This window comes from Bacillus sp. AFS088145 (genome assembly GCF_002564465.1).
Classification (GTDB): Bacteria; Bacillota; Bacilli; order Bacillales; family Bacillaceae_G; genus Gottfriedia.
This window is the reverse complement of record NZ_NUUX01000027.1, coordinates 17981-44794: the sequence shown is the minus strand read 5'-3', so window position 1 is coordinate 44794 and position 26814 is coordinate 17981. Positions and strand designations below refer to the sequence as shown.

Sequence of the window (26814 nt, the reverse complement as noted above, 5' to 3'; positions counted from 1 at the left end):
TTTTAGTTTAAAAGATATGTCATCAAGAATACTACAAATACTGTTAAACCCGCTGATATTTTTAAGTTCCTACCTAAGTTTAAATGATTCATCATATCTCCTACTTTCAAATATAATATTGTTATTTTAAAAATATATTTTTAGAAAATTCGTTTTTTGCTACAGTTTAATCATACTAAGTATTCTTTTTTATGACCATGTATAAAGTGTGAACATTATTCTATGAAAATTTTTCAACAATTTTAGCTGTTTTATTGACACATATTTTTTTAGCTCCAAAATAAAAAACTCATTTCAAACCGATCTTTGAAAATGAGTTTTTTTTATTGTTAATTATTTTGAATTAAACATTGATAAACTGCCATCATATCATGTTTATTTAGTTCTCTTATGCGATTAAATATCGGTATATCTTTAGCTTCTTCAGTTAGTTGATTTTCAGGAACTATTTCACTTACCTTACCAGTGAGCCATGTTTGAACAGCAATGCCCTCAACAAGTTGTTGGCGTCCACTCTCATTGATTCCACTAGCTAAACAACTAACGCATGGTATTGTTAATTTATATACTCCGTCATGTAAATTATCTTCAGAAATTACTTTCTTTCCTTTACAGAACGGACAAGGGTTACTTGCTTTTACTTTATTAATTAGTGTAACGATTTTTTTATATCCAAATGCTTCGTAAACATAGGTTAGTTTTTTGAATTTACCATTTGTAAAATATTTGTCTATCATATCTTCTCTAGTCTCATATAGATCTTTGAAATCAGTTATCGTTACTAAGTTTTTATAGCTTATTTCTTCAATATTCGTCTTAACATGATCCCAAAACGGTAAAGCATTTTGTAATACTACTTCATATCCAACGAAGCTTGCTTGTTTTATTTCTAGCATTTTTAAAGCAACCTGTTGTTCTCGAGATAGTAATGAAACTTCTATTGTTAATGTTGTTTCTCCACCAACAATCGATTTTATTTCTTCTAGGACTGTTAGCTGACCAACTGTTTTAATTACTTGATCTATAGGTTGATTGATGATTTCACGAATATCAAATTTGCCAAACTTTAATTTTTTGTGGTGGTTTAATATTGTTCCTTCGCAAATAGGACATGTAATTTGCTCTTTGGAAGCCTTCATTTGTTCTTTTATAGCCGATTTTGAAATGGACATATATCGACCGATAATCGTATTAAAGCCTTCCCATAATCTTTGTGTCTTTCCAGCTTTATCATAAAAAGATTTTTCATAGTATCCATATAAAAAAGTATGCATTTCTGCTTCTGACATCTCATTAAAGCTTTTACTAATGTCTTGACCAAGTTCATTTTTTATTTCATCAAATAGGAACTGTATCTTAGGATATTGGAAATATTTTAAAACTTCCATTACATCTGAATGTAATAAACCTTCCCAAAAAGGTACTGTTTTATCTTGTATGACTACATCAATATCAAACTTCTCAATTACTCTACGGCCAGAACAGGATGGACAATGATTTTCTTGGTTATAAAAGTCAAAACTTCTTGTATCCTTATTAGATGGATGTGAAGCAACGATTTGATTGATTAGTCCGCCGATCTCATATAAAAATGTATATTGACTATATAAATGTCTTTCTAAATCAATTGCAATAACAGGAAGAATAGCATCAGATTCATATTCTCCATAAATAAGTCGTGCCATCGAAGATAGACTTTTTAATATTCCACCTTTATATATGTTTTCTGCATTTTTGAAATAATTTATATTATTTTCTTGTAAATATTGAACTCCCTTTTGTACTTTAAGTGAAGATGAAATTTGCGCCTGAGACTTTTCATGACCCTTTTTTATATGATTAAAATAATCGTCATGATTTACAACTTCAAGATGTTCAACTGGAGTAATCTTTCTTTTCCCAAAATCAACAATATAATCCGAACTTTCTAACATGTAAGCATTATGTTCAATCATCATAATAGAAATTGATTCATCTTTTAGAATTTCTCGAACACTATCTATAAATTGATTTAATATATTTTGTGATAATCCTTTTGAAGGTTCATCAAAAATGAAAAGTGTATGCGGGTTTCTTGCATTAGAAAATAGTTCAGAAACTAAATGTACACATTGAAATTCTCCAGTTGATAGTGTTTGTGTTTTTCTTTCTAGCGTAAGATAGCCAAGACCAAGTTTGATTAACAAGCTTAATCGTTTATGAGCAATGTCTTCTTTTGGTAGTTCTTCAATGATATCCTCGATTGAACGCAGGAAAATATCATCTATTTCTTCACTATATTTTGTTAACTTTCTTTTTATATCTAAGAATGTAGCAACTGTTGATCGGCTTGTAATCGATTGGTTTCGATCCTGACCTACCATCACTAATTTATCTTTTGGGTATCGTTTTAAGAAGTCTTTTGACATACATTCATTTACTAGAGTAGATTTACCACATCCAGATTCTCCAGTAAATGTTACTAGTCTATTTTTAGGAATTTGAATTTCTTGAATTTGGATATTACGACAATGAAGATCTTTAAACTCATAGAACTCATTTGATAAAGTCTCGTTTCTTTCCCAATAAATCGGTTTAGGTCGTGGAGATTCTTCAACAATTTTCCCGCCATATTTACCACTTCCAGGTCCGAAAAACACTTGATCATCTGTTGCATCTAGCACAGTATCGGAATGGTCAATTAACCATATTTGATTTTTAAATCCTAATTCTTTTATCTCGTCTAATATTCTATTTAAAGTATCATGGTCAAGACCAACTGAAATTTCATCGATGATAATAACAGTATTTTCACTAGTTGCCATAAATTCGGCTAAATAAAGTCGAGTTATTTCTCCACCGGATAATGTTCCTGTTATTCGATTTAAGGATAAATAGCCAATATTCATTTTGGTTATATTGTTTAGCAAATGCTGTTTCGCCTCACTAATTTGTAATTCTTCTGCTAGTGATAAAATTGTCTCTACACTTAAGTTATTAATATCTGAAATAGAATGTGGACGATCAAATAACTCAATTGTATATTCTTCAATTTTTTGATTATAGCGGTTTCCTTTACACTTTTTACATTCGATATTTTTTGTAATTCCACGACCTTTACAATCCGGACACCAGCCTAATTCATTATTAAACGAAAAAACTTCTGGAGAAAGATTAAACTTTTCTGCAAGACGTACACGAATGTCCTTAAAAACACCTGTATGTGTTCCAAGTGTTGAACGTGGATTCGTAGAAATGGATGATTTGCCAAGAAACAGTACTAATGGCATTTCTTCCATCTTAATCGCACTAAAATTTGTTTCCATTATGTTTGGGAATAAATATTGATATTCAGCTTTTGGAAGTAAAGACATCAGACGTTTCTTTGACTCCTCACCAATTGTTTGACAAAAAGTTGTTTTACCAGAACCAGATAATCCAGCAATTCCCAATGACTGATTCTCAGGTAAAATTGCATCTAATTTATTAATATTATTTGCAATTAATTGACTAATTTTCAAATTCTTATCCTCTCTTCTCTCGTGAAATTTGAATAAATTATGTATGCTCTTTCCTTATATGACCTTTAATTTCTGCAATTTTACTTACAATCAATATTTTATCAATTTAAGACAATCCAAGCTATAGAACGTGGATGATAAAATTTTATATTTGAGGGATTTCACAAAACTATCAAAAACCGAAATTTAATTTCTTGATTTTTTAGATTTTTTTGAAATTTTATTTCAAAAATTATAGACAATACTTTCCATTTTTGGTAGTTTTATATTATGTAAGCGCTATTAATTTAATAGAAGGTAAGGTGGAACACTTATGAAGAAAAGAAAACTTGGAAAATATGCGATTGCTGCTACAGTAGGTGCATCTCTATTATTTCAACAAATTCAAAATGTTCATGCTGAAACTACTTCACAGTATTCAGTCCCGCCTAAGCATGAGCTACGAGCAGCTTGGATTGCTTCAGTAGTAAACATAGATTGGCCATCAGCTACTGGCTTGTCTGAAATGCAACAAAAATCGGAGTTTATTAAACTATTAGATGATGTGGAAAAGATGGGAATGAACTCAGTTGTTGTCCAAATTAAGCCAACCGCTGATGCTTTTTATCCGTCTGATTATGGTCCGTGGTCTAAATACTTAACTGGTACACAAGGTAAGGATCCAGGCTATGACCCACTTGCATTTATGGTTGAAGAAGCACATAAACGTAATATTGAATTTCATGCTTGGTTTAATCCGTATCGTATTACAATGCCACGAACAGCACCAGGTGATGCTACTTTAGAGGATTTAAATACTTTAGCAGAAAACCATCCTGCAAGAAAACATCCTGGATGGGTAATCCCTTATGGCAAGCAATTATATTTTGACCCAGGTAATCCTGATGCACGTCAATTTATTATTGATGGGATTATGGAGGTTGTAAAAAAATATGATATCGATGCAGTACATTTGGATGATTATTTTTATCCATATCGTATTGCAGGTCAAGAATTTCCAGATCAATCCTCGTACGAAAAATATGGTAAACAAAAGTTTGCTAATATTGAAGATTGGCGACGAGACAATGTAAATCAGTTCGTAAAAATTCTTCATAATTCAATTAAAAAAGAAAAAATCTTATGTTAAATTTGGAATTAGTCCTTTTGGAGTTTGGCGAAATATCGTAAAAGACCCTACTGGTTCAAATACTACTGCTGGTCAAACAAATTATGATGATTTATTTGCTGACACAAGAGAATGGATTAATAAAGAATATCTAGATTATATTACTCCGCAAATCTATTGGAATATAGGATTTGAACCTGCTGCGTATGATATACTTGCAAATTGGTGGACGAAGGAAGTAAAAGGTAAGAATATTGATTTATATATTGGACAAGCTGATTACAAAATTAACGATAACAATGCAGCTTGGGCTTTACCTAATGAATTACCAAAACAAATTGCCTTAAATCGTACAATTCCTGAAATCAAAGGTAGTATGCATTTTTCAATTTCGGACTTAAATCGAAATCCACTTGGTATTAAGGATCGTTTAAGCCAGGAATTATATAGAACAAAGGCATTAATTCCTTCAATGCCATGGTTAGATGACAAAGCTCCAAAGAAACCAAAATTCGAAAACGCTCTTCGTACAAAAGATGGAATCCAACTAACAATGAATACTCACCCTAATGATCAAGATGTTTCATATTATGTTGTCTACCGTTTTGATGGATTACATAAAGATAGCATTGATGATCCAAGGAACATTTTAACTACAGTTCGTAAATCAGAAAATGGTAAAACAACATTTATAGATACAACAGCAAATATCGATAAAGACTACACGTATGAAATAACTGCTGTCGATCGACTTCATAATGAAAGTAAAGAAAGTAATCAAATAAAGGTTAAGGCTAGTAAGAAATAGATAAAATAAAGAGCTTCCTATATTGAATGGGAAGCTCTTTATATTTTTAGTGCTATGTTGCAGATTTCATAATTACTGCCTTAATCATGAAATAACTAATTTCAGAAGGTAACTCATCTTTTATAGGGCGAAGTTTTTCGCTTCCAACTGTATTAATTACTTCTTTAATTTGTTTTTCAATATCAAAAGGTACTACTTCATCCCAATCAAACTGATCATCTTCCATTGCACTTTGCAGAATATGATTTTCAACAGTAGTTGTATTTAATCCTCTCTCTTTTGCAATTTCAGAAATAGTAAGTCCGTTTTGATAAGATTCGTATGATATTTTGTGTGAAGGTACTTTATTAACAGTTGTCGCTTTTGGTTTTGTTGTCTCTAATTCAATATTGTTTTCTTCTTTATACTTCTTGATTACTTCTATAAATTGCTTACCAAATTTTTGTTGTTTTTGCAATCCGACACCTTTTGCATGTAAGAATTCTTCATCAGTTGTAGGGAGTAATTTACATAAATCTCGTAAAGTACTATCTGAAAATACGACAAAAGGTGGTACTCCAAGTTCAGTAGCAATTTCTTTACGTAAACTTCGTAGTTGATCGAATAAATTATTATCAACGTGTGTAATTTCAGTAACTTGGATTTCTTCTTTTTTCATTACGTTTATTTTATTTAAAAGTACTTCTCTTCCTCTATTTGTTACAGTTAACAATGGGAATTTACCGCTAGTAACGCCAATAAATTGTTCCGATGTTAAATAATCAATTAAATCGCCGACACTTTTTAATGTACGGGTTTTGAATAAACCGTATGTCGTTAAAGTATGAAAATTTAATTCTATTAATTTTTTATTCATTGATCCTGTTAGAACTGACGCAACCATCGTTTTACCAAATCTTTCGCCCATTCGAATAATGCATGATAAAACGATTTGAGCATCAGTTGTAATGTCTATTGAAGTTCTTTGATCAATACAATTACTACATTTACCACAGGAGTGGTCAGTTTCATCCCCAAAGTATTTTAAAATGAATGCCTGTAAACATGTTTCGCAATAACTATAATCCTTCATTGATTGTAGTTTTGAAATTTCTTGTTTTAGACGATTATGTTCAAAAGTAGATTGTTCAATTAAAAATCTTTGTATTTGAACATCTTGTGCAGTAAAAAGTAAAATACATTCACTTTCTAATCCATCTCGTCCTGCTCTTCCAGCCTCTTGATAATAGCTTTCCATATTTTTAGGCATTTGGTAATGGATTACGTATCTAACATTGCTTTTGTCAATTCCCATTCCAAATGCATTCGTAGCGACCATAACATTAATATTATCTTGTAAAAATGCATCCTGTTGTTTTGAACGTTCTGCATCGCTTAAGCCTGCATGATATTTACCGACAGAGATACCAAGATTTTTTAATTTATTCGTAACATTATCTACTTCTTTTCTAGTTGCGGCGTAAATAATCCCTGATTCATTTTTATTTTGTTTTATGTAATTACAAATATAATCTAATCGATTTTGACCTCTAATGACTTTAAATGACAAATTCTCTCTTTCAAAGCCTGTAATGATTGTCGTTTCCTCGATTATTCCTAATTGATTACATATATCAGATTTAACTTGAGGAGTTGCCGTCGCAGTAAGTGCCAATATTGTTGGGTTAGTAGGCAGTTCTTGTATTAAGTTTTTAATACGTAAGTAACTTGGTCTAAAATCATGTCCCCATGACGATATACAGTGTGCTTCATCTACTGCTACAAGTAAGATCGGCAATCTTTTTAATTCATTAATAAAGCTTTCTGATTCTAATCGTTCAGGTGCAACATATAGAATTTTGTATTCACCATAACTTAAATCCATCATTCTTTCATTTACTTCATTATAAGAAAGTGAACTATTAATAAATGTGGAAGGAATACCTACTTGATGCAATGCATCTACCTGGTCTTTCATTAAAGAGATTAATGGAGAAATGACGAGGGTAACACCTTGGAGAATTGTCGCTGGAATTTGATAACAGATCGACTTTCCACCACCTGTAGGCATGATACCAGCTGTGTGCTTTCCTGATAAAACTCGTTCAATAATTTGTTCTTGTCCAGCTCTAAAATTTTCATATCCAAAATACTTTTTTAAGTTTTCTCTTGCAAGTGTTAACATGCTTGCCTCCTTTTTATTTTATTTGTACAATTCTATTTTACTATAAAGAAATTGAAGAAAGTAATTTTCTTAAGCCGATTTCGAAATTTGTATTATCAAGCTTCTGACGTTTTTTTGGTCCCTTTACTCGTCCACCTGCATTTCGAATTTTCTTTGAAACATATCTAGTATGTAAAAGTGAATCAATATTTTCATTTGTATATTGAAAACCGTTTTGATTTAATACATAAGCTTGCTTTGATAAAACCATTGCAGCAAGACCATAATCTTGAGTAATGACGAGATCTCCGTTTACAACTCGATTGACTAAAGCAAAATCAACTGCATCCGCACCTTGTGAAACAACGATTGTTTCAGCGCCCTCTCTTTGCATTATATGAGCAGTATCACATAATAAAAGAACATTTATCTTAAATTCTGCTGCAATTTTAATTGTTTCTGAAACTACTGGACAGCCATCTGCATCAATTAAAATTTTCATTTGATTCTTCCTCTTTCAATTGTTCTTTTAAATTAATTAATTCGTTATCTGTTAATTTTCTCCATTTACCTATTTCTAGATTTTCCATATGGATATTCATAATTCGAATTCTCTTTAATTTAATCACTTTAAATCCAAATTTTTTTGCCATCTTCCGAATTTGACGATTTAAGCCTTGCGTTAAAATAATTCGAAATGTATATTCATCTATTTTTTCAACTTTACATTTTTTAGTTAAAACTGTTCCTATAAGTACCCCATTTGACATGCCATTAATAAAATCAGCATCAATTGGCTGATCGACTGTTACAATATACTCTTTTTCATGTCCATGTTCACTATGTAAAATTTTATGTGCAATAGGTCCGTCGTTTGTAAGGATGATTAATCCTTCAGAATCTTTATCTAATCTACCAATTGGAAAAATCCTCTTTGGATAATTGACAAAATCAATTATATTTCCTTCTACAGTTTGTAATCCTGTACAAGTAATTCCTACTGGTTTATTTAGAATGATATAGTCTTTTTCACTCGTTAAGTAAATAGCTTCATCATTTACTTGTACAAGATCGTCTTCTTCTACTATGCTGTTTTTTTCAGCAGTTAGTCCGCTAATTTTAACCTGTCCTGAAGCAACCAATCGTTCTGCTGCTCTTCTAGAACAATATCCTGATGCGCTAATATAAACATTAATTCTCAATACTTATTCCTCTTTTACTAGTCTTTCTTTTATCATAACAAAAAGTGCTGTGACATAACAGTCATCACAACACTACAGATAATCATAAAGTTACTTCTTTTATAAAATTGATAAACTCTGTATTACCACGCTCTTCAGCAATTTCAATTGGAGTTTTACCAGAATTATTCGTATTAATTTCAGCACCGTTTTTTAACAAAAGTTCAGCAATAAACGTATTTCCTTCAAATGCTGCGATATGTAATGGAGTGTGACCCTCACTGTCGTTAATATTAGGATTTGCTCCGTTAGTTAAAAGAAAATCGATGACTTCAATTGATTTAGCACCTGCGATTGCTGCATGGAGTGCAGTGTTTTGCGGTATGAATGAAAGCTTTGAGTGAGAAAGTGCATTGATCTGAGCACCATTTTTTACTAAAGTTTTTACAACTTCATATTGACCGTAATGTGATGCGATTCCAAGTAATGTTAACCCATGCTCATTTTCTTCGTGAATCAAATTTGGCTGCTCATTTATTAACTCCATTACAATTTCATTTTTGCCTTTTTCCGTCGCATCAAATAATTTTGCAAGTAAACTTTCCATATTTATCTCTCCTTATTTCTACATTCAATTTGTAAATAGTTTAAAAATAAATGAAGCTTTTTATTTAAAACTCTCGCCTCATCTAGATCTACTGGTATTAATTGAATTGTATTTCCTTGTTGCATTTGTACAAGTTTCCAAAGGTCTGAATAAATTATTGTACCTAATGTTGCATATCCGCCTGTAGTTTGAGAGTCTGCTAGTAATATAATTGGTTGGCCAGTTGGTAGTACTTGGATCGTTCCAAAAGTAGTGCCTTCTGATAGAATATTTGAATCAAACGGTTCTAAATTAGATTTTTTTGAACTTAAATACATTCCCATTCGATTAAACGTAACAATTGTAAGAGGTTCAGATAAAATTTGTGATTTTATCTGGTGAGGTATTTTCTCAAAATGACTACTTTTTATAAAATGAACCAAATTATGCTTAGGATAGATTGGAATATACTCATGTTTTAGTCCATTTTTCACTAGTTTATAAGAAGAGCTTGAGCCATAAATTATGGTACCTTTTTTAGGAATTAATCCAAGAGAAGCAGGCTCATACGATGACTGACTTTCGAAATGAGATTCACTTTTAATTCCGCCGGGTACCGATATATATGAATAAACACCAGTATTTCCCCCCTTAAAAGTCAAAATCTCTCCTTTTGCTATGTCGATTATTTTATTCATCCCAACTAATTTACCATTAATTGTAGGATTCAAATTTCCACCTGTAATGACGATTGAAAATTGATTTATTGCTTTTAGGACTGTACCACCAATCGCAAGTTCAATACTAGCTGCGTTTAATTTATTTCCTATTAATAGATTTCCAATTTGATAAGCTAATTTGTCCATAGCACCAGAAACAGGTATACCTAAATGTCTAAATCCAGTCCTACCATTATCTTGAATGGAAATAGATGCACCTTTTTGTAATACTTCAAAAAGCTCTTTCAAAGTATTACGCTCCTATAGACTTAACAAGTATATTATTTTCACTAAATACCTTACGTAATTCGCTCGCTAATTTAATCGAAATTTCTGAATCACTATGTATACAAATTGTATCAGCTTGAATTGGAATATCTTTACCTGAAATTGTCGATACGGTTTTGGTTGTTACAATTTGAAGAGCCTGATTAATGGCATCTTTCGTATTATGATGAACCGAGTTTAATTGAATACGAGGTACCAATAAACCATCATCACCATATACTCGATCTGCAAAAACTTCCGAAGAAATAGGAATATTCATTTCAATTGCTGCTTCTATTAATTTGCTATTTGCAAGTCCATATAAGGTTAACGAAGAATCGAAGTCTTTCATAGCTTTTGTAATCGCTAAAGCGAGTTTCAAATTTGTAGCTGCCATATTATAAAGTGCACCATGGGGTTTTAAATGACGAAGTTCAACTCGGTTTACTTTACATACCGAATAAAGTGCACCAATCTGATAAAGAACTAATTTATATATTTCTTCTTCATTGAAATTCATTTCTCTTCTACCAAAACCAAGTAAATCCGGAAAACTTGGATGCGCTCCAATTGATAAATTATACTGTTTTGCTAATTTTACTGTTTCATATATGACAAACGGATCTCCTGCATGAAATCCGCAAGCGATATTGGCTGAAGTAATATGTGGCATAATTTGCTCATCATTTATTTTGTAATTCCCAAAACTTTCACCTAAGTCACAGTTCAAATCAATGTGAATCAATAACACGCACTTCCTTTTTAATTGAATAGTTGTCCTCTTTCACTAGCTGTTCAATCTGATTAAATGCTTCGATATTAATCTCAAAAAATTTCACTAAATCTCCAGGTTTAAAGTTTTCTGTGCCATTATTTTTCGTTGAAAATATTGAAATTGGAGTACGTCCAATAATATTCCACCCACCTGGAGATTCAAATGGATAAATACCTGTTTGATTTCCAGCAATCCCAACCGACCCCTTTAAAACTGTTTTTGGCTTTATTAGTCTTGGAGTTGATAATTTAGGATTTAATCCGCCTAGATATGGAAACCCAGGTATAAAACCAATCATGTAAATGGGATACATTTTTTCTAGATAAAGTCGAACTACGTCTTCAGTTTTTAGCTTATTATACTCCGCTACATTTTGAAGTTCTGTCCCAAAAGTGGAACTAAAACAAATGGGAATTTCATAAATTGTATGCTCTCTGTTAGTTTTTGAACGATTATAACGTTTAAAATGACACTTTATTTCTTGGTTTATTTCCGCGTATGAAAAGTAAATTGAATCATAAAAAATCGTAATGGAATGATAAGATGGTACGACTGCTGTTATTTTCGTCATTAATTTAATTTTTAGATATTCTGAGAAAGCATGTACTAGATTACTTGTTTCAATTGAAATCGAATCACCTAAATAACATACTAAGCCAGAGCAACCTAATGGAAAAATATCTAATTTGGTGCTAGTCATTTAGACTAATCACTTCGATTGCAAGCTTTATAGCATTCGTCAAATCCGTTTGCGACCAGCTTGGCAACTTCTGATCAATTACGGCCATTTCATGTGACGCTGGAATATGAATAAAGCCACTCGGTATTTGCTTGTTAATTTTTTTTAATTCATTAAGCATTTGATACATTACGTTATTACACAAATATGAACCTGCAGAATTGGATATATCAGCTGGAAATTTGTGATTGTTTAATTCATTAACAATCTTTTGAATTGGAAGTGTTGTAAATAGTCCATCCGGACCTTCTGGATCAATTAAAACCCCTGCATATTTATTCCCTTTATTATCCGCTGCACCATCATTGCAATTAATGGCGATCCGTTCTGGTGTTATTTTAAATCTACCACCTGCTAATCCTAATGATATAACCGCGGATGGATTATACGTATAAAACAATTTTATTAACTCTTTACCTGCTGTACTGAAATCAACAGGTAAAACTGCCCCGATAATTTGAAACCCTCCAATCTCTTGATTATTTAACTCTTTCACAATTTCTTCTGTAGGATTAATTGTAAAGTTTAGAAAAGGTTCAAAACCTGTTAACAATAATGTGTTCAAAAGCACTCAGTCCTTTGGTAGAATTTATATAGTTCAATATTTCGACATGGTCCGCTTAATTTCCTGTCATATTAGTAAAAGAGGTTGAATTCCAAAGTATGTTCTTTTTAAATTAAGTTTTCTGTTCAATATTGACTATTAAAAACTGTTTTTATCTTATTTTTGCCCATTTATTACGGTATGTGAAATTTTTGGGGTTTAACATAAAAAAAGAAACTTAAACCTCTCTTTTTAAGAGAAATTTAAGTCACTTTAAGTAAAACTTAAATTTTAGATATCATTTTCTACTTAAGAAGAACCACCAACAGTTAATGAAACTTCAATTTTATTATTCTCAACAACTTCGTTAGATATGAGTTTCAATAAATTTTTAGCTGCTAATGAACCCCAATCAAATGTAGAATAAGATACTGTACTTAATCTTGGTGAAACATATTGTGATAATTCAATATTATCAAATCCTACAATAAAAACATCTTTACCTACTTTATAATCTGTATCTTGTAGATAGTTATAGATCCCAATTGCCATTTCATCATTTAAACAGAAAATTGCACTTGGTTCAGTATAATTTGAAAAGATTTGTTTTGCTGCTAACTCTCCTGAATCTTTCATGAAATTTCCATCGATTTCAATTAACTCAATTTCAGGATAATTTGCTAATTCTTCTCGAACACCTTCCATACGTTTACTTGAATCGTATGATCCTTCTGGCCCTGTTACAGCATATACTTTTTTGACATCATTTTTAAGAAGTTCTTTAATCGCTAACTTAGCTCCGCCATTATTCTCTAATAGAACTCCTTTAATATTGTTGTGCTGTAATTCTCGATCCATCACTACCATTTTATAATTTTTTTCAGCATAATCTAAAAGTTCTTCATCTGAAAAGGCCTGATCTAAAATGATTCCACCGTCAATTACTTTTTCAAGTAGAAGTCGATGTGATTGCACACCAGAACAAGCAATTAATTCATACCCTTTGTCATTTAAAGCTTCTCTCATTCCTCTTAAAAGTGGTCCGTAAAAATAACCTCCATAATCAGCTAAAAAAAACCCAATAATTTTTGTTTCTTTAACCTTTAACATTCTTGCCGCTGCATTAGGAACATAACCTAAACTATTTGCGATCTTTATGATTCTGCTTCTAGTTTCTTCTGTTACTTTTGGGCTACCATTCAATGCATATGACACCGTTGAAATGGAAACACCAGCTTCTTTGGCAATATCTTTTATTCCCGCCATCCCATATCCTCCATTCTATGTATACCAAAAAGCCAATTTTTTCTATTTTTCACTTTAATTATGTTTAGATTAAATGTAGATGAAATATAATGCATATTTTAATTTTATCAAAATTAAGTAAAATTTCTCTACATTTTTTTCACCCTTTGTACCTAAATGAGAAAAGTTATATTTTTACTTATAAAAAGTGAGCACTGAAGTATTTTGAACTTCCATTGCCCACTTTTACACCTCAGATAAATTTAGGAAGTAATTAAGTTATTGCGTTTCCAACCTAATATTTTAGCTCCATTCTTTACGTATTCGTTTTTCATGTATAAATCCCAATTTAATCCTGTTTCATAGTTTTCAATCATCTGTAATGTCGCACCTTAGTTTTATTGAAATAAAAAAAGCCATATCTATGAGATGACTTTTAAAGACTTTCAAATAAGGTGTTTCTTTCAAACGACTCTCGTATCCATTAGTTGAATAAGCTCATTCTATTTAACATTTTTCAAATACGGACCAAAATTCATTATCTTTAAGAAGTTGAAGTACAATATCTGTTATAGTTTCCCGACTTATATCCTCTATCAATAACATATCACTTGCTCAAAAATAGTTCCCACTCAGACACTCGCCCGTAGCTTGATTTTTTTCTCTTAAACTCATAATATTTTTATTTGTAATAAAAGTTGCAACCGCTTCTGTTCCATTTTCAAATATTACTTTAACATCTGTATTTTCATCATATATATCATATTCGTTTGACCACTGTTCGGCTTCAATCCAAATTTCTTCATAATACACCTATTTCTGAACTAGTTTATTTTTTATTAATGCATACACCAGTTGAACTAGTATTTTCATGCCCAAATGTAGCTTTTCTACTGACATATTCTACTTCATCAAGTATATATTTTTGCAAGGGTATTTTAACCTCTATTACATTATCAGTAGTTTCTCCTAGTCCAAATGCAATTTACCATCTAGCCCTAAAAATCATTGAATAATAATGAGTGTTTAGCTAATTCAATCAGTTGAATAGGATGATCAATTAACTGGTCTATAATGTTCTCACACTCATAATCTCTTGCTAAAATAAATAAAAATTTATTAACTGAATCAGTACTCCAATTTTTAATTGGTATTTCTTCAATTAAGTTAATTGTAGATTTGTATATTCGATCCCAATGAAGATAATCGGTCTCCAATTTTCCGTTTGATTTTTCATAAGGAAAAGATTTTTAATCTATTTTGTTCAATATTGATGATTGATCAGGCAAATTCGTTTCTAAATACTCCTGTTGGAGAATCCCATAGATTCCACAATCCTTGTATTGATTATTTTTTCGAACCATATGGCGAATAATTCCTTCACTTTCATCCCCACTTTTACCATAATTTTACCAGATGTAGGGTTATCGATAGTATGTGTTGCCGATATTTTATGAATATTCATAAAACGGAATGCAAATTCAACAACTGTATATAATGCTTCTGTTCCATAGCCTTGATTCCTCAACTAAATCCGATGTCGTATCCAACCTCACAGTTTTCGGTATCTTCATTGATATTATATAGGTCAATCGTTCCAATTAATTCACCACATTCTTTTACTCCTATACCCCAATAACAAAACTTATCGCTCTCATATTGGCTAGTAATTTCAGTCAATCGATTGATTGTTTCGGAAGTCGATTTATGTGGTCCTTTGATTAAATTATCCATTACACGATGATCTGAGAATATGTAATCAAACATTCTATTTGCATCATTCATTTCCATTTTTCTTAAATTAAGTCTTTTAGTTTCAATCATTGGTGTACCTTTATAAATAATCATTCAATCACCTTCATTTTCTGCAATTTATTTCATAAAGAAATTTTGGATACACTAAAAAATTATTTCTTTTACAGTAGATTTATTCATCATTTGACTTTCCTTTTTTGAAACAAGAAATCGATTATATAACCGATTAATTTTTATTTTAAATAGATTAAGTAGTAAAAGGAATATTGGGACTTATATTAATGGAAATATTATAAAAATAGTGAGGTTTAGGCAAAAAAATCAGCCAAGACCTCACTTTGGTTTTGTTTAAGTATTAACTATAACTATTGAATATCACATTAAGTAATTTAACAAATACAGATAAATATCAAATGAAATCGAACTTTGGTTATGATGTAAGACTATATTCTTATTTTTATTAATTGAATAGTCTCGTTGCCAACTTGATAATTCTGCCAAATGTTTAAAATTCGGTCTAGTAACAGAATTAGAAAGATAGGCAGACCGATATGCACCTGGCCATCTCATTTTATTTAGTGAAAAAATCATTTGTTCGGCTGTCATTATCCCTAATCCATGTCCAAAATACGTACCATCACCTAGAACAACTGCATTTTCTCCTCTCCACTCAGGGGTTAGTGGATTAAATTCTGGATTATTAAAATATACGATATCTCCAGGTAAAATTCGGTCAGAATACTGGGCACCTATTCCTAAGTCAGGATCAGTATGCCAGCCGTATAAATAGATGTTTTGAAAAATTTGATTAAATAGGTTTTCACCAATCAGATTTAGGACCGCATGGTAATAGATAATGACCATTGCCGTTGCACATTCAAACGCATATAACGAACTATTAAAGTAAATATCATTAATCGCGTCAGATGGTCTTACACCTTGCCTTAATAGGAATCCTCCTGTTCTCATTAATTGCCAGTACATTGGATTACATCGTGATCTTGCAAATACTGCAAAGCTTAATCTATTTTGAAACATAGCTCTAGCACTTAAAGTGATATTATTTCGCAACATACCTTCAAACTCATCAATCGATCGATATTCATGAACCGTCGGATTTTCATTCATCTGTTGAATTTGTATTCTTTTAACACTGTCAGACGCCTCTGTGTCATTTTGTTGAACTGGCATCCTCGATAAATGATTCATAATATACCTCTTTTCAAAAAAAAGTATTATTTTCCATATATACCCATCATATTCAAACACCGCTTTGAAGTGTATATTCGACGAAGACCTTTATTAGTGGCTCTTTTTTGGTTTACATAAATTTAAATATGAACTGAAGATGTAAAGTAAGATTAGACTTTTAAATCACTATTTAAATAAAGTTGGTATTCCTATCTCAAACGCACACTTGCAAGATATAAATGAATACAAATTTGGATGGATTTGTGAACATAACTAAATTTCTCATTGTAAAATTTTAGCAAGAAATAAATAGGAACTTTGAAGTACCATAAGCACAAAAAAGTACCGTATATACCCTTAATATTGCTAAAGGTATAATATATCTATCTTAATTTATATAGCTAATTTAATATTAGTTTGCTAGAAAAGTAAGTTTGTGAAATAACGTATTTTTCAGCTTTGTTGTAATAGTACCAATTAACAATACATAAGAATACGTGTAGAAATATAATATTCGGATAATGATATCCACAACAACTATTCTCATAGGGATATATCAATTTTTGAAATTGATAAGAAGTACATGGATGATTTACTGAACGTAGTCCAAATATCAGAGACAGAGGATAAGGCAAAACAGAAAATGATGCAACTCTATCCTGACTGGCAGAACACCGAGTTCCTATTAACTGAGAGTATTAAGAATCAGATAGAATTATCTCGTAAGTAACCCTATCATATTAGTTATTTTATGCCTAATTGTGGTGGTTTAAATGAAGGATAGAAAAGCAGATATGGTATCTGCTATTTCTATCCTATTTTTGTACTTTTTTGTAGTTTAATCTAAATGTACTACGTTCGGTAAATGAAATTTCTTCAGTTAATATACTAAAATCCTTTGTTGCTAAAAGATACTCGCTTAAAGCGAATTCATTTAAGTTGATTGGGAAATAGAAGAGGAGATTGTACATCGAATTAGTCTATTAAATACAATAAAAACAACTATCGAAACGTTTCACCTGATTATATTTAAAATTATATGCGTTTTCATTAGTAGGGTCAACCAAGTTTATCTATTAAAAAATAGTAAAATTAAAAACTTTTAATATAACGGTAATGCCTTTAAAAAATAAAAAAAGCAAACAACGTGAACAAAACAGTCCACAAAAACAGTCCACATCATTTGCTTTTTCTCGTCAAACGATTATATTTTGAGGGATTAAAATAATTTATAAATAAATTCTCTCTTTTTTCTTACCTGATTCATAGATTGCACAAATCATTTTTTGCGTTTTCATCGCTTCTTCACCAGTAATATGTAACTGGGAATGATAATCCAATGATTCATAAAAATTATTAATCTGTTTTACATGACTAACGCCCCAATATCCTTTTGCACCATTGCCGTAATCAAAGGTTTCATTAGGATTGTTATCGGCAACGAACTCTCTTCCATCTTTTAAAGAGACTACTCCACGATCAGCAACCATTTTAGCAATTCCATTTTCACAATGCAGTTCAATCGTAACTGGTGCATCATATGAATAATAGTTTATCGTATGAAATGCCGTAACTACTCCGTTTCTATACTTGATAACTCCTTCTGCACAATCCTCAACTTCAATCATTTCATGTGCTCTATTACTAATTGTCGCGTCGACATATTCAATCTCATCATCAACGAACCATCGCATTAAATCCATCGTATGAATAGCTTGGTCAATGACCACCCCTCCACCTTCTTTTTCCCAAGTCCCTTTCCAATCACTAGTTAAATAGTACTCGTCAGAACGGTCCCATGTTACTGATAGTTTTCCAGATTTTATTTTGCCTAAAGTACCATTTTGTAGCATTTCTTTAATTAGAACTGAACCTGGATTATACCTATTTTGAAAAATGACACCTAATGTTACTCCATTATTTTTTGCTGTTTCTACCATTTCTTGTGCATCAGAATAATGAATAGACATTGGCTTTTCAGTAAGAACATGGATTTTTCGTTTTGCGGCTTCAATTGCAACCGGCGCATGTAAATAATGTGGTAAGCAAATATGAATAACATCTAAATTTTCTTTCTCAAAAAGCTCCAGATAGTTTGTATAATAAGCACATTTGAATTGTCCAGCTTTCTCTTTTGCTCGCTCTTCTTTAATATCACAAACCGCTATCAATTCTACATTTTTTCTTATAAAAGCTGGTTGTGCATGCATTAAAAAAATATTTCCACAACCAATTATCGCAACTCTTAATTTTTCCATTTTCACACCAACTTTTTTTGGATTGGTTACCTATCTTTTATCAAGTCCACCACATTTGTGATGGCTCTTCATTTATTAATACGGACTGTAAGTTTTTAACGGCACGAGAAAAACCTTCTTCAATCGACATGATCGGGTCCTCATGTTCAATACTAACAACATAATCATATCCGAAAGTACGTAGTGCACTCATCATATCGGACCAATCTTTCAAGCTATGTCCACAGCCTACTGATCGGAATGTCCAAGCTCTAGTTTGAACTTCACCATAAGGTTGCATATCAGTTAAACCATACATATTTACATTATCTTGGTCGATATAGGTATCTTTTGCATGGAAATGATGAATCGCATTTTCTTTTCCAAGTATTTTAATCGCTGCTACAGGATCAATCCCTTGCCACCAAAGATGACTAGGATCCAAGTTAGCACCAATTGCATCGCTAGTTTCTTTGCGCAATTTTAATAATGTATATGGAGTATGAACTAAAAAGCCACCATGCAGTTCTAGCCCAATTTTTACTTGATGATCTTCCGTAAATTTGCCCATTTCTTTCCAATAAGGAATTAACTTTTCTTCCCATTGCCAATTTAGTACATCTCTATATTCATTTGGCCAAGCAGTTACAGGCCAGCTTGGATACTTTGCTTCTTCATGGTCACCACTTGTTCCAGAAAAGCAATTTACAACTGGTACACTTAATAGCGAAGCAAGTTTAATCGTTTTAGCAAGTACTTCATGGGATTCCTTCGCAAACTCATTATCAGGTGATAATGGATTACCATGACAACTAAAAGCGCTAATCGTTAATCCACGTTTTTCAACTTTTTCAATATATTCCTTTCTGAGTTGCTCACTTTCTAATAAATCATTTAACGGACAATGTGCATTCCCAGGGTAACAACCAGTTCCTATTTCAACAGCCTTTAGTCCGGAGTGTGCAACTTTATCAAGCATTTCTTCAAATGATAAATTCGCAAATAATACCGTAAATACACCTAATTTCATCTTTTTCTCGCTCCAATCCATTATTTACGATAATGCTTCTATGGCCTCTTTATGTCCATATGAAGGATAATTTCTTTTTGATTTATTCGCCCAATTTACTGCATTAATGATAATTTTTTGAACTTCTTTATGATGATAAGTTGGATAGGTTTCATGACCTGGTCTGAAATAAAAGATTTTCCCATTCCCTCTTTTAAATGTACAACCACTTCTAAATACTTCCCCACCCTTAAACCAGCTAACTAAAACTAGCTCATCTGGGGTTGGAATATCAAAATGTTCGCCATACATTTCTTCTTTGTCAATCTCGATATATTCGCCAATACCATCTACGATTGGATGAGACGGATCGACAACCCATAGTCTTTCCGTTTCCGCTGCTTCACGCCATTTTAAATCGCAGCTAGTACCCATTAATTTTTTAAAAATCTTAGAAAAATGTCCAGAATGTAGGACAATTAACCCCATTCCTTGCAATACTTTATCATAAACTTTTTGAACAATTTGATCTCCCACATCATTATGAGCAATATGTCCCCACCAAATTAATACATCAGTATTTTCAAGCACTTTATCTGTCAAACCATGTTCAGGTTGCTCTAATGTAGCCGTCGTAGTATCGTACCCTGCTTCATTTAAGAAAGTAGCTATGGTTGTGTGTATTCCGCTTGGATAAATGCTTTTTACATCTGGATTAATTTGTTCATGTCGATTTTCATTCCATATCGTTACCTTTACCATATAACTCACCCATCTCTATTTTTTTACATAGTTTAATAGCTTCTTAAGCTTCAGTTAAAATCATTTTTAAGTTATTCAATCCAATTTCAACACTTTCTAATTGTGGTTTAGTAAACGCTTCTTGCTCAACTATTAACCATTCGACTGAATTTAGCTTTGCTTGTTGTACAATTCCTTTTATATTCATAATTCCATTTCCTACTTCAGTACTTTCTTCTTTAGACGGAGCCATATCCTTCACATGAATTAATGGAGCCCTTCCTTTATACTTACTCATAAATTCAACCGCATCTACACCAGCAAATTCTAACCAATAAGTATCCAACTCTGCTATTAAGAGATTAGTAGGAACTGAGTTGAATAAAATATCTAGTATATATTCGCTTTCTAAACTAACTAATTCATGAGCATGATTGTGATAAACTAGAGATATTCCTGCTTCAGCCAGCTTTTTTCCTGACTCTTGTAAATGTTCTGCAAATTCTTTCCATTCTTCTAAACTAGTAAAATTTGCCCAAGGGCATACTACGTATTTGTTTCCTAATTCTTTTTCGAAAGCAATAACGTCATCAATGTGATGAATAATTTGATCTGCACTTACATGGGCTCCTGCTATCTTTAACCCTAGTTTGTTTAACACAGATTTTATTTCCGATGCATTTTTACCATAGTATCCCGCGAACTCAACACCGTCATAACCCATTTGCGCTACTTTTTCTAAAGTGCCGAAAAAGTCGATTGCTGCGTCCTCTTTTACACTCCATAATTGTAAGGCAATTGGTAGTGTCATTTATTCCATCTCCTATACTCTTAGTTAAAATATACTGGTTTCTTTGATTTTGAAGATTCGTAGATTGCCTCTAAAATTTGAGTTACAACTAATGCTTGTTCAGGTTTAACGGTTGGCTCTGTATCATTAATAATACTGTCAATCCATTGTCTCGCTTCTAATACTTCAGCGGAATCGGTTGCACCTTCATAAAAAGCTACGCCACCAGTTTGAATATCAATTTTTTTATCGTAAAGTCGCCCATATGCTTCCCCATTAATTCGGAGACCATCTCTCATATCAGCTCCACCTTCAGTACCACAAAGTGTAGTTTGAGCTTCTCCTATTTCAAGAGTGTTTAAAGCCCAGCTCGATTCTAGGATAACGGTTGCACCATTTTCCATCGTAATAAAACCAAATGCAGAATCTTCTACTTTAAATTCCTTTGGATCCCATGGTCCAAAAGCATTTGCAGCGTTTTTTTTATGTGATAATTCATGGTAAACGTTTCCAACTACAAATTTAGGTTTATAATTATCCATCAGCCATAATGTTAAATCCAAAGCATGAGTACCAATATCAATTAATGGTCCTCCACCTTGCTCTTCTTCATTTAAAAATACGCCCCAAGTAGGTACCGCTCTTCTTCTAATCGCATGAGCTTTTGCAAAATAAATTTCACCTAATTCATTATTTTTACAAACTTCCCTTAAATATTGTGAATCGTTTCGAAAACGGTTTTGATACCCAATCGTTAATTTTTTTCCTGTACGTTTAAACGCTTCTACCATTGCTTTTGCTTCTGCTGAAGTTTTTGCCATTGGCTTTTCACACATAACGTGTTTACCTGCTTCTAAAGAATCAATCGTAATAAATGAATGTGATTTATTTGGCGTACAAACGTGAATTACATCAATTGATTCGTCTTCTAATAATTCCTTGTAATCTGTATATGTCTTTGCTTCTTCAACACCAAATTGTGCCTTCGCTTTAATCGCGCGTTCTTCAATAATGTCACAAAAAGCAACCATTTCTACTTGATCTAATGCTGCTAAGCTAGGCATATGTTTACCATTAGCTATTCCGCCACAACCGATTATTCCTACTTTTAATTTCATTATGAAAACCTCCGAAAATGTTTTTTACATTTCCAGTTTATAGAAATAATTCATTTGTGTCTTCCTTTCACCTTGCCTAAAACTTCTCAAATATTGTCTTTTTTTTATATTGGGTTGGGGATAAACCAACCTCATTTTTAAATAATCTGTTAAACGTTTTCACATTAATGAATCCAACATTATAAGCAATTTCTGTAATTGGCAGATCTTCATTAAATAAATACCATTGAGCCTTCGTTATTCTGTATTGATTTACAAAATGACAAAATGTAGAACCAGTGTATTTTTTAAAAAACTTTGCAAAATATGTATTCGTAAAGCCGATATAATTCGCAACATCATTTAATGTAATATCATTCATATAATTCTCTTCTATAAAATGAAATATTTTTTCTAATTTTAAAAGACTAGCCTTCCTATTAGGATAGTTAAGCTTATTATTTTCTGTATGAGGTAGATCTCGATAGATCAGTAGTAAAATATCATATAATCTAGCTCTAATCGCCAATTCGTAACCTTCTTTTTTATCAATATATTCACTTTCAAGTTCTTTTAAATAGGTAATCATTTTCTGTTTAACTTTTAAATTCCATAAAACACTAGATTTTTGAATACAATTAAACAATTCAATTAGTTCCATATTATTTTTTTTCAAAAACTGTACATCTTCGAAAATAGTAAAATCAAATTGCACGACCAACCTCATACTATTTGGTGAAGATAGAAAATAATGAATGTCACCACTATTAATGATATAAAATTCTCCTTCTTCTAAATGAAGTAACTCATCATTTACCCCAATCTTTAAAATGCCTTTTTGTACATAAATGATTTCGACGAGTTTATGCCAATGATGACCAACTAACGTCAATCCATCATTTGAAAATAAACAAAATGGAAAATTCCGATCTAGTCTCCTTACTTCAAGAGTTGCGCTCATTCCAATTCCCCCTGTACAACTATTCTGACTATGTATTTATTTTACATTAACATTAATAATAGACTTTTTCATAGAATTACCATTTTTATAGTTAGAAAATAAAAAGATGCTTATACCGACTAAAAAGTATAAACATCCATATAGTTAAATCGTTCATTTTTTCACAAACTTATTTCCAATAAATCAACTGATTCTCAAGATTTTCCTTATTTACATAATTTCTTTGCATTGGAAAAGGACAGCCTAAGTTATATTTCTTAATTTCATCATTTACTTCCGAGATCATTTTGGCTATTTCTTTACTATTTCCATCAGAATTTAACTTCTGCAAAATCGTTTCAAGCTTCTGAAATATTTTCTTTTGTTGTAATACCCAATCTGGTTTAAAGCCCGACTTCTTAATGACTGTTGTTAATAAATCATCTTTTAAAAGCTCCTTAGGTAATGGTTTACCTAATCCAGGTAGATCTTCAAATCCACCTTCTTTTTCATGACGCTTAACAATTTCACTTAACCAATCTACATATTTTCCATTATTCGTCATCGTTTTAACCACCTTTTTGGTTAGTCCTATATTATAAGTATTCGTTACTTTTTAACTATTTCCTTTCTATATATTATGCAAACGAATGTTTTAAGTAAGTTTCTAACTTTGTACAAATAATGAACTTTTTTTGAATAAACAGCAAAAAGAGAAACTAATCATTCTAGTTCCTCTTAGATTTAATATGTATTTTTTAAACCAAAATTCATCTTTAAATTAGGTTTAATGAAAATTTATCCACGATGTCTTTGAATAAACACATTCTCTTTATAATTTTTTAATAAGCCTCTTTCTCTCAAATATTCCTTAAAATATAAGTTCGCTTCTTTTCGCTCATCATAAGGATTCTTAGAAAGTACAAACCCTAACTTATCTTCCTTTTGAAGTTCAACACCTGACATATATAAATGAATTTTATTTTGATGATAAATTTCCTTTAACGGTTCCATGAAATTAATAGCGAAAGCAGAAAGCAATTTAATTTCTGTATCGAATGTAAACCTTGTAATATAAGATAAATCCACAAAAATTACGCCTATAAATCCGGTATTTGAAATTTCAGCCCTTATTGTTTTATTATTATTTAAGTGACCAATCTCACGAAGATATTCTATAAAATAACGAATCCCTTCTTCTTTTTCGAATGGCTTTTTTGATAAAATTAAGCCTATTTTCTTTTCATCTCGTAAATATTCACATGCAATATATGCTGGGATATTTTGTTTCTGAAATAATGCACATGCAGCTTGTAATAGACCATTTAATACTTCATGTATAATTAAAGGATGTTTCCTTGTGAAATAATATTGATTTTCTTGCAATTCTTCCAGATCAATGAAACTTGCTCCGATAAAACCTGTATTGGATATAATAGGTGTTTTTGAATTCCTTTTAGTTGCTCCATTTCTTTTCATCATGCAAGTTCCTTTCCTTCTAAAATCTATATACAGAACATTAGTTCGCTTTTTATATTTTTATCATACACAATAAATTTTAAAATGTAAATCTTAAAAATGAAAAAAGGATACGAAAATTTTTCGCATCCTTGAAATAACTCTTATTAAGATCGATTGCTTAAGAAACAGTTTCTTCCTCAATGTCTACATAGCAATCCATTGTATGTACTTCTTTGTCTTCATGATTTCCAAAGTAAATAGTGAAATTCATAGTCTAACACCCTTTCACAAAGGATATAATTTTAATTTAAATTCTATTTAATTATATTATTATTTCCAAGAAATAACAATACTTACATCATATATGAAAGAAGTTGTTATAGGTTAGTAGATTATCATTTTAATTTATTACTAAATTTGTCTAATAATATACTATAAAAACATAGTTAGTAAGATGTTCGCTTTTTAACTGGCACAAATAAATGAACTTTAGCTTTTCCATCTGGGTCTTCGGGTGGATTATTCATACTAAATTCTAAGTTATAACGGTCGTAATCAGGTTCAAAATCACTACTTGGTAACCGTTGTTCATATATAAATTTATAACCGTTATTTAACATACTAGGAGAATCATAATATTGATACAAAGCGTATTGCCCACCATCTAATTTCCTAAATTCTATATTTACATGTTTTTCCTTATCAAAACCATCAGGTATGGTAACACATGCATCATGACGACAATTATGACTTTCTACTAAATCTGGATTATCTAAGGAAATTCCTATGAAAGATTGTTGAGGTGGAAAAAGTCCATTATTTATTGCCCAATTTAATAGCTTACCCCAATGTTCTCCATTTGGTTCAAAATATGATCCATAACGCCTGAAATACGCAACTTCATATTCAGGTAGTTCTTTAACTAAAATATTCATTTTCACAACTCCTAATTAGAATAAGTCCTTTATTCTCTATCTATTATTAAAATTCCTTTTCTTATAAAAGTTAAATGAGAGCAGATAAATGACCGAACGTGAACTAATAAGAAATCAACAAAATCTTCTAGGTCATTAATTCTTATGTCCAATACCCTTCTACTAATATGGAATATATTATTATGTTCTACTTAAAAAAGGAGGATGAGCTATAAAATTGAATGTACAAATAAAATATTTAGAAACATTACCAGGTAAGGCTGCACATTTATTTTTGTTTAGTAATGGTAATCGTTATGCAGTTAAATGTAAAAATAATTTCCATGGAACACGGGAGCTCGTAAACGAATACGTAGTCGCTAGATTAGGTCAGTTATTGAATTTGCCTGTTGTCCCATTTGAAATTGTAAATATGTCCGAAAAGCAAATTCAGCAAATACCAAAAAAATTTTCTTCTAATTACCAAGCAGGCAACCAGTTTGCTAGCCTTTTTATAGATAACTGTACTGGTCTTGCGAAAAAACCTCCTCGCCCTACTTTAAATGAAATAAATAATCCCCATGTTTTAGCCGGAATTCTTGTTTTCGATTTTTGGGTGCACGATGCAGACCGAACTAAAAGCAATATTCTTTTGAAACAACTCCCAGATGGACAGTACGACATATTTATGATTGATCATGGGAAATGTTTTCCAGGAGGATACAAATGGAATGCAGAAACGCTTCAAAAATCCAAAAAGTTTAAAAAAGATTCAGTCGTTCATATTTGGACGCTAGACATATTAAATGACTTAAACATAATAACGACATATATTGAAAAAATTCTGGCATTATCAGAAGCTTCAGTCCAAGAAGTGATTCAGGAGATCCCAGTAGACTGGAATGTTTCAAACGAAGACAAAGAAGCACTTTTTATCTATCTGAAAGAACGAAAAAAAACACTTGCTGATTCAGTTTATACATTTGTAAAAAGATATTTGAACTAAGGTACGCCGGAGAAAAATCTATAAATCTTTATGGAGTGAATATATTTTTGAAACCAAA

25 protein-coding genes and 1 pseudogene are annotated in these 26814 nt (G+C 31.4%); 2 read left to right on the top strand and 24 right to left on the bottom strand.

The features are described 5' to 3' along the window. Positions 1–329: 329 nt before the first annotated feature. Entirely contained in the window at positions 330–3500 is a 3171-nt protein-coding gene (locus tag COI44_RS17235) for an ATP-binding cassette domain-containing protein (protein WP_098429027.1), read from the bottom strand. Positions 3501–3813: 313 nt separating this feature from the next. Between COI44_RS17235 and COI44_RS17230 the strand changes: the two are divergent. Then, positions 3814–5416: pseudogene (locus COI44_RS17230) on the top strand (glycoside hydrolase family 10-like protein). A 52-nt stretch (positions 5417–5468) separates the two neighbouring features. On the opposite strand, the gene recQ reads toward COI44_RS17230, so the two are convergent. The 23 genes from recQ to COI44_RS17120 all read right to left on the bottom strand — a co-directional run bounded on the left by recQ (position 5469) and on the right by COI44_RS17120 (position 25771). Beyond that, the gene (gene recQ / locus COI44_RS17225; RefSeq protein WP_098429026.1) at positions 5469–7580 is read right to left on the bottom strand and encodes a DNA helicase RecQ; all 2112 of its coding nucleotides are present in this window, start codon (positions 7578–7580) and stop codon (positions 5469–5471) included. A 40-nt stretch (positions 7581–7620) separates the two neighbouring features. Continuing rightward, the gene (locus COI44_RS17220) at positions 7621–8061 is read right to left on the bottom strand and encodes a YaiI/YqxD family protein (RefSeq protein ID WP_098429025.1); all 441 of its coding nucleotides are present in this window, start codon (positions 8059–8061) and stop codon (positions 7621–7623) included. Continuing rightward, the gene (locus COI44_RS17215) at positions 8045–8761 is read right to left on the bottom strand and encodes a pseudouridine synthase (RefSeq protein WP_098429024.1); all 717 of its coding nucleotides are present in this window, start codon (positions 8759–8761) and stop codon (positions 8045–8047) included. Before COI44_RS17215 ends, COI44_RS17220 begins: the two co-directional genes overlap by 17 nt. A gap of 82 nt (positions 8762–8843) precedes the next feature. Further along, a complete protein-coding gene (locus COI44_RS17210; RefSeq protein ID WP_098429023.1) occupies positions 8844–9347 on the bottom strand; it encodes an ankyrin repeat domain-containing protein in 504 nt (167 codons plus the stop codon). A gap of 2 nt (positions 9348–9349) precedes the next feature. Next, positions 9350–10294, bottom strand: a complete 945-nt coding sequence (locus COI44_RS17205; protein WP_098429022.1) for a 5-oxoprolinase subunit C family protein — start codon at positions 10292–10294, stop codon at positions 9350–9352. A 4-nt stretch (positions 10295–10298) separates the two neighbouring features. Further along, positions 10299–11054: a 5-oxoprolinase subunit PxpA gene (locus tag COI44_RS17200; RefSeq protein ID WP_179887167.1), complete on the bottom strand. Its 756-nt coding sequence runs from the start codon at positions 11052–11054 to the stop codon at positions 10299–10301. Then, positions 11044–11787: a 5-oxoprolinase subunit PxpB gene (gene pxpB, locus COI44_RS17195; protein WP_098429020.1), complete on the bottom strand. Its 744-nt coding sequence runs from the start codon at positions 11785–11787 to the stop codon at positions 11044–11046. The genes COI44_RS17200 and pxpB overlap by 11 nt, the downstream gene beginning before the upstream one ends. Further along, positions 11780–12397 (bottom strand): pyroglutamyl-peptidase I, encoded by a 618-nt coding sequence (locus COI44_RS17190; protein WP_353616019.1) that lies wholly within the window; start codon positions 12395–12397, stop codon positions 11780–11782. The genes pxpB and COI44_RS17190 overlap by 8 nt, the downstream gene beginning before the upstream one ends. A 282-nt stretch (positions 12398–12679) precedes the next feature. Then, positions 12680–13636 (bottom strand): LacI family DNA-binding transcriptional regulator, encoded by a 957-nt coding sequence (locus COI44_RS17185; protein ID WP_098429018.1) that lies wholly within the window; start codon positions 13634–13636, stop codon positions 12680–12682. A 594-nt stretch (positions 13637–14230) separates the two neighbouring features. Next, a complete protein-coding gene (locus COI44_RS17180; protein WP_098429017.1) occupies positions 14231–14428 on the bottom strand; it encodes a hypothetical protein in 198 nt (65 codons plus the stop codon). Between the two features lie 185 nt (positions 14429–14613). Further along, positions 14614–14832: a hypothetical protein gene (locus COI44_RS23915; protein WP_142329275.1), complete on the bottom strand. Its 219-nt coding sequence runs from the start codon at positions 14830–14832 to the stop codon at positions 14614–14616. An 80-nt stretch (positions 14833–14912) separates the two neighbouring features. Continuing rightward, a complete protein-coding gene (locus tag COI44_RS24680) occupies positions 14913–15080 on the bottom strand; it encodes a hypothetical protein (RefSeq protein ID WP_286163969.1) in 168 nt (55 codons plus the stop codon). Between the two features lie 59 nt (positions 15081–15139). Next, the gene (locus COI44_RS24675) at positions 15140–15463 is read right to left on the bottom strand and encodes a GNAT family N-acetyltransferase (RefSeq protein WP_286163967.1); all 324 of its coding nucleotides are present in this window, start codon (positions 15461–15463) and stop codon (positions 15140–15142) included. Positions 15464–15745: 282 nt separating this feature from the next. Next, the gene (locus tag COI44_RS17170; RefSeq protein WP_098429016.1) at positions 15746–16579 is read right to left on the bottom strand and encodes a protein-glutamine gamma-glutamyltransferase; all 834 of its coding nucleotides are present in this window, start codon (positions 16577–16579) and stop codon (positions 15746–15748) included. A gap of 1211 nt (positions 16580–17790) precedes the next feature. Continuing rightward, positions 17791–18819: a Gfo/Idh/MocA family protein gene (locus tag COI44_RS17165; protein WP_098429015.1), complete on the bottom strand. Its 1029-nt coding sequence runs from the start codon at positions 18817–18819 to the stop codon at positions 17791–17793. A 40-nt stretch (positions 18820–18859) separates the two neighbouring features. Next, complete coding sequence (locus COI44_RS17160; RefSeq protein ID WP_098429014.1) at positions 18860–19828, bottom strand: sugar phosphate isomerase/epimerase family protein; 969 nt, start codon at positions 19826–19828, stop codon at positions 18860–18862. A gap of 24 nt (positions 19829–19852) precedes the next feature. Further along, complete coding sequence (locus COI44_RS17155; protein WP_098429013.1) at positions 19853–20569, bottom strand: ThuA domain-containing protein; 717 nt, start codon at positions 20567–20569, stop codon at positions 19853–19855. Between the two features lie 43 nt (positions 20570–20612). Next, positions 20613–21359: a sugar phosphate isomerase/epimerase family protein gene (locus tag COI44_RS17150; RefSeq protein WP_098429012.1), complete on the bottom strand. Its 747-nt coding sequence runs from the start codon at positions 21357–21359 to the stop codon at positions 20613–20615. 20 nt (positions 21360–21379) lie between these two features. Further along, complete coding sequence (locus tag COI44_RS17145; protein WP_098429011.1) at positions 21380–22456, bottom strand: Gfo/Idh/MocA family protein; 1077 nt, start codon at positions 22454–22456, stop codon at positions 21380–21382. 76 nt (positions 22457–22532) lie between these two features. Further along, on the bottom strand, positions 22533–23396 hold the full coding sequence (locus COI44_RS17140) for an AraC family transcriptional regulator (protein WP_098429010.1): 864 nt from the start codon (positions 23394–23396) through the stop codon (positions 22533–22535). 169 nt (positions 23397–23565) lie between these two features. Beyond that, positions 23566–23940, bottom strand: a complete 375-nt coding sequence (locus COI44_RS17135; protein ID WP_098429009.1) for a DnaJ family domain-containing protein — start codon at positions 23938–23940, stop codon at positions 23566–23568. 233 nt (positions 23941–24173) lie between these two features. Next, positions 24174–24857, bottom strand: a complete 684-nt coding sequence (locus tag COI44_RS17130; protein ID WP_098429008.1) for a hypothetical protein — start codon at positions 24855–24857, stop codon at positions 24174–24176. Between the two features lie 425 nt (positions 24858–25282). Further along, on the bottom strand, positions 25283–25771 hold the full coding sequence (locus tag COI44_RS17120; protein WP_098429007.1) for an AraC family transcriptional regulator: 489 nt from the start codon (positions 25769–25771) through the stop codon (positions 25283–25285). A 217-nt stretch (positions 25772–25988) separates the two neighbouring features. Between COI44_RS17120 and COI44_RS17115 the strand changes: the two genes are divergently transcribed. Then, positions 25989–26756 carry a HipA family kinase gene (locus COI44_RS17115; RefSeq protein WP_098429006.1) on the top strand — a complete coding sequence of 256 codons (768 nt, stop codon included), beginning with the start codon at positions 25989–25991 and terminating at the stop codon, positions 26754–26756. The last annotated feature ends 58 nt before the right edge of the window (positions 26757–26814 follow it).

Bases quoted from the DNA above. Each gene is read 5' to 3' on its own strand.
- recQ (WP_098429026.1), bottom strand. From the start codon at position 7,580: ATGTTAACACTTGCAAGAGAAAACTTAAAAAAGTATTTTGGATATGAA.
- COI44_RS17220 (WP_098429025.1), bottom strand. From the start codon at position 8,061: ATGAAAATTTTAATTGATGCAGATGGCTGTCCAGTAGTTTCAGAAACA.
- COI44_RS17210 (WP_098429023.1), bottom strand. From the start codon at position 9,347: ATGGAAAGTTTACTTGCAAAATTATTTGATGCGACGGAAAAAGGCAAA.
- pxpB (WP_098429020.1), bottom strand. From the start codon at position 11,787: ATGACTAGCACCAAATTAGATATTTTTCCATTAGGTTGCTCTGGCTTA.
- COI44_RS17185 (WP_098429018.1), bottom strand. From the start codon at position 13,636: ATGGCGGGAATAAAAGATATTGCCAAAGAAGCTGGTGTTTCCATTTCA.
- COI44_RS24680 (WP_286163969.1), bottom strand. From the start codon at position 15,080: ATGAATATTCATAAAATATCGGCAACACATACTATCGATAACCCTACA.
- COI44_RS24675 (WP_286163967.1), bottom strand. From the start codon at position 15,463: ATGATTATTTATAAAGGTACACCAATGATTGAAACTAAAAGACTTAAT.
- COI44_RS17170 (WP_098429016.1), bottom strand. From the start codon at position 16,579: ATGAATCATTTATCGAGGATGCCAGTTCAACAAAATGACACAGAGGCG.
- COI44_RS17165 (WP_098429015.1), bottom strand. From the start codon at position 18,819: ATGGAAAAATTAAGAGTTGCGATAATTGGTTGTGGAAATATTTTTTTA.
- COI44_RS17160 (WP_098429014.1), bottom strand. From the start codon at position 19,828: ATGAAATTAGGTGTATTTACGGTATTATTTGCGAATTTATCATTTGAA.
- COI44_RS17155 (WP_098429013.1), bottom strand. From the start codon at position 20,569: ATGGTAAAGGTAACGATATGGAATGAAAATCGACATGAACAAATTAAT.
- COI44_RS17150 (WP_098429012.1), bottom strand. From the start codon at position 21,359: ATGACACTACCAATTGCCTTACAATTATGGAGTGTAAAAGAGGACGCA.
- COI44_RS17145 (WP_098429011.1), bottom strand. From the start codon at position 22,456: ATGAAATTAAAAGTAGGAATAATCGGTTGTGGCGGAATAGCTAATGGT.
- COI44_RS17140 (WP_098429010.1), bottom strand. From the start codon at position 23,396: ATGAGCGCAACTCTTGAAGTAAGGAGACTAGATCGGAATTTTCCATTT.
- COI44_RS17135 (WP_098429009.1), bottom strand. From the start codon at position 23,940: ATGACGAATAATGGAAAATATGTAGATTGGTTAAGTGAAATTGTTAAG.
- COI44_RS17130 (WP_098429008.1), bottom strand. From the start codon at position 24,857: ATGATGAAAAGAAATGGAGCAACTAAAAGGAATTCAAAAACACCTATT.
- COI44_RS17120 (WP_098429007.1), bottom strand. From the start codon at position 25,771: ATGAATATTTTAGTTAAAGAACTACCTGAATATGAAGTTGCGTATTTC.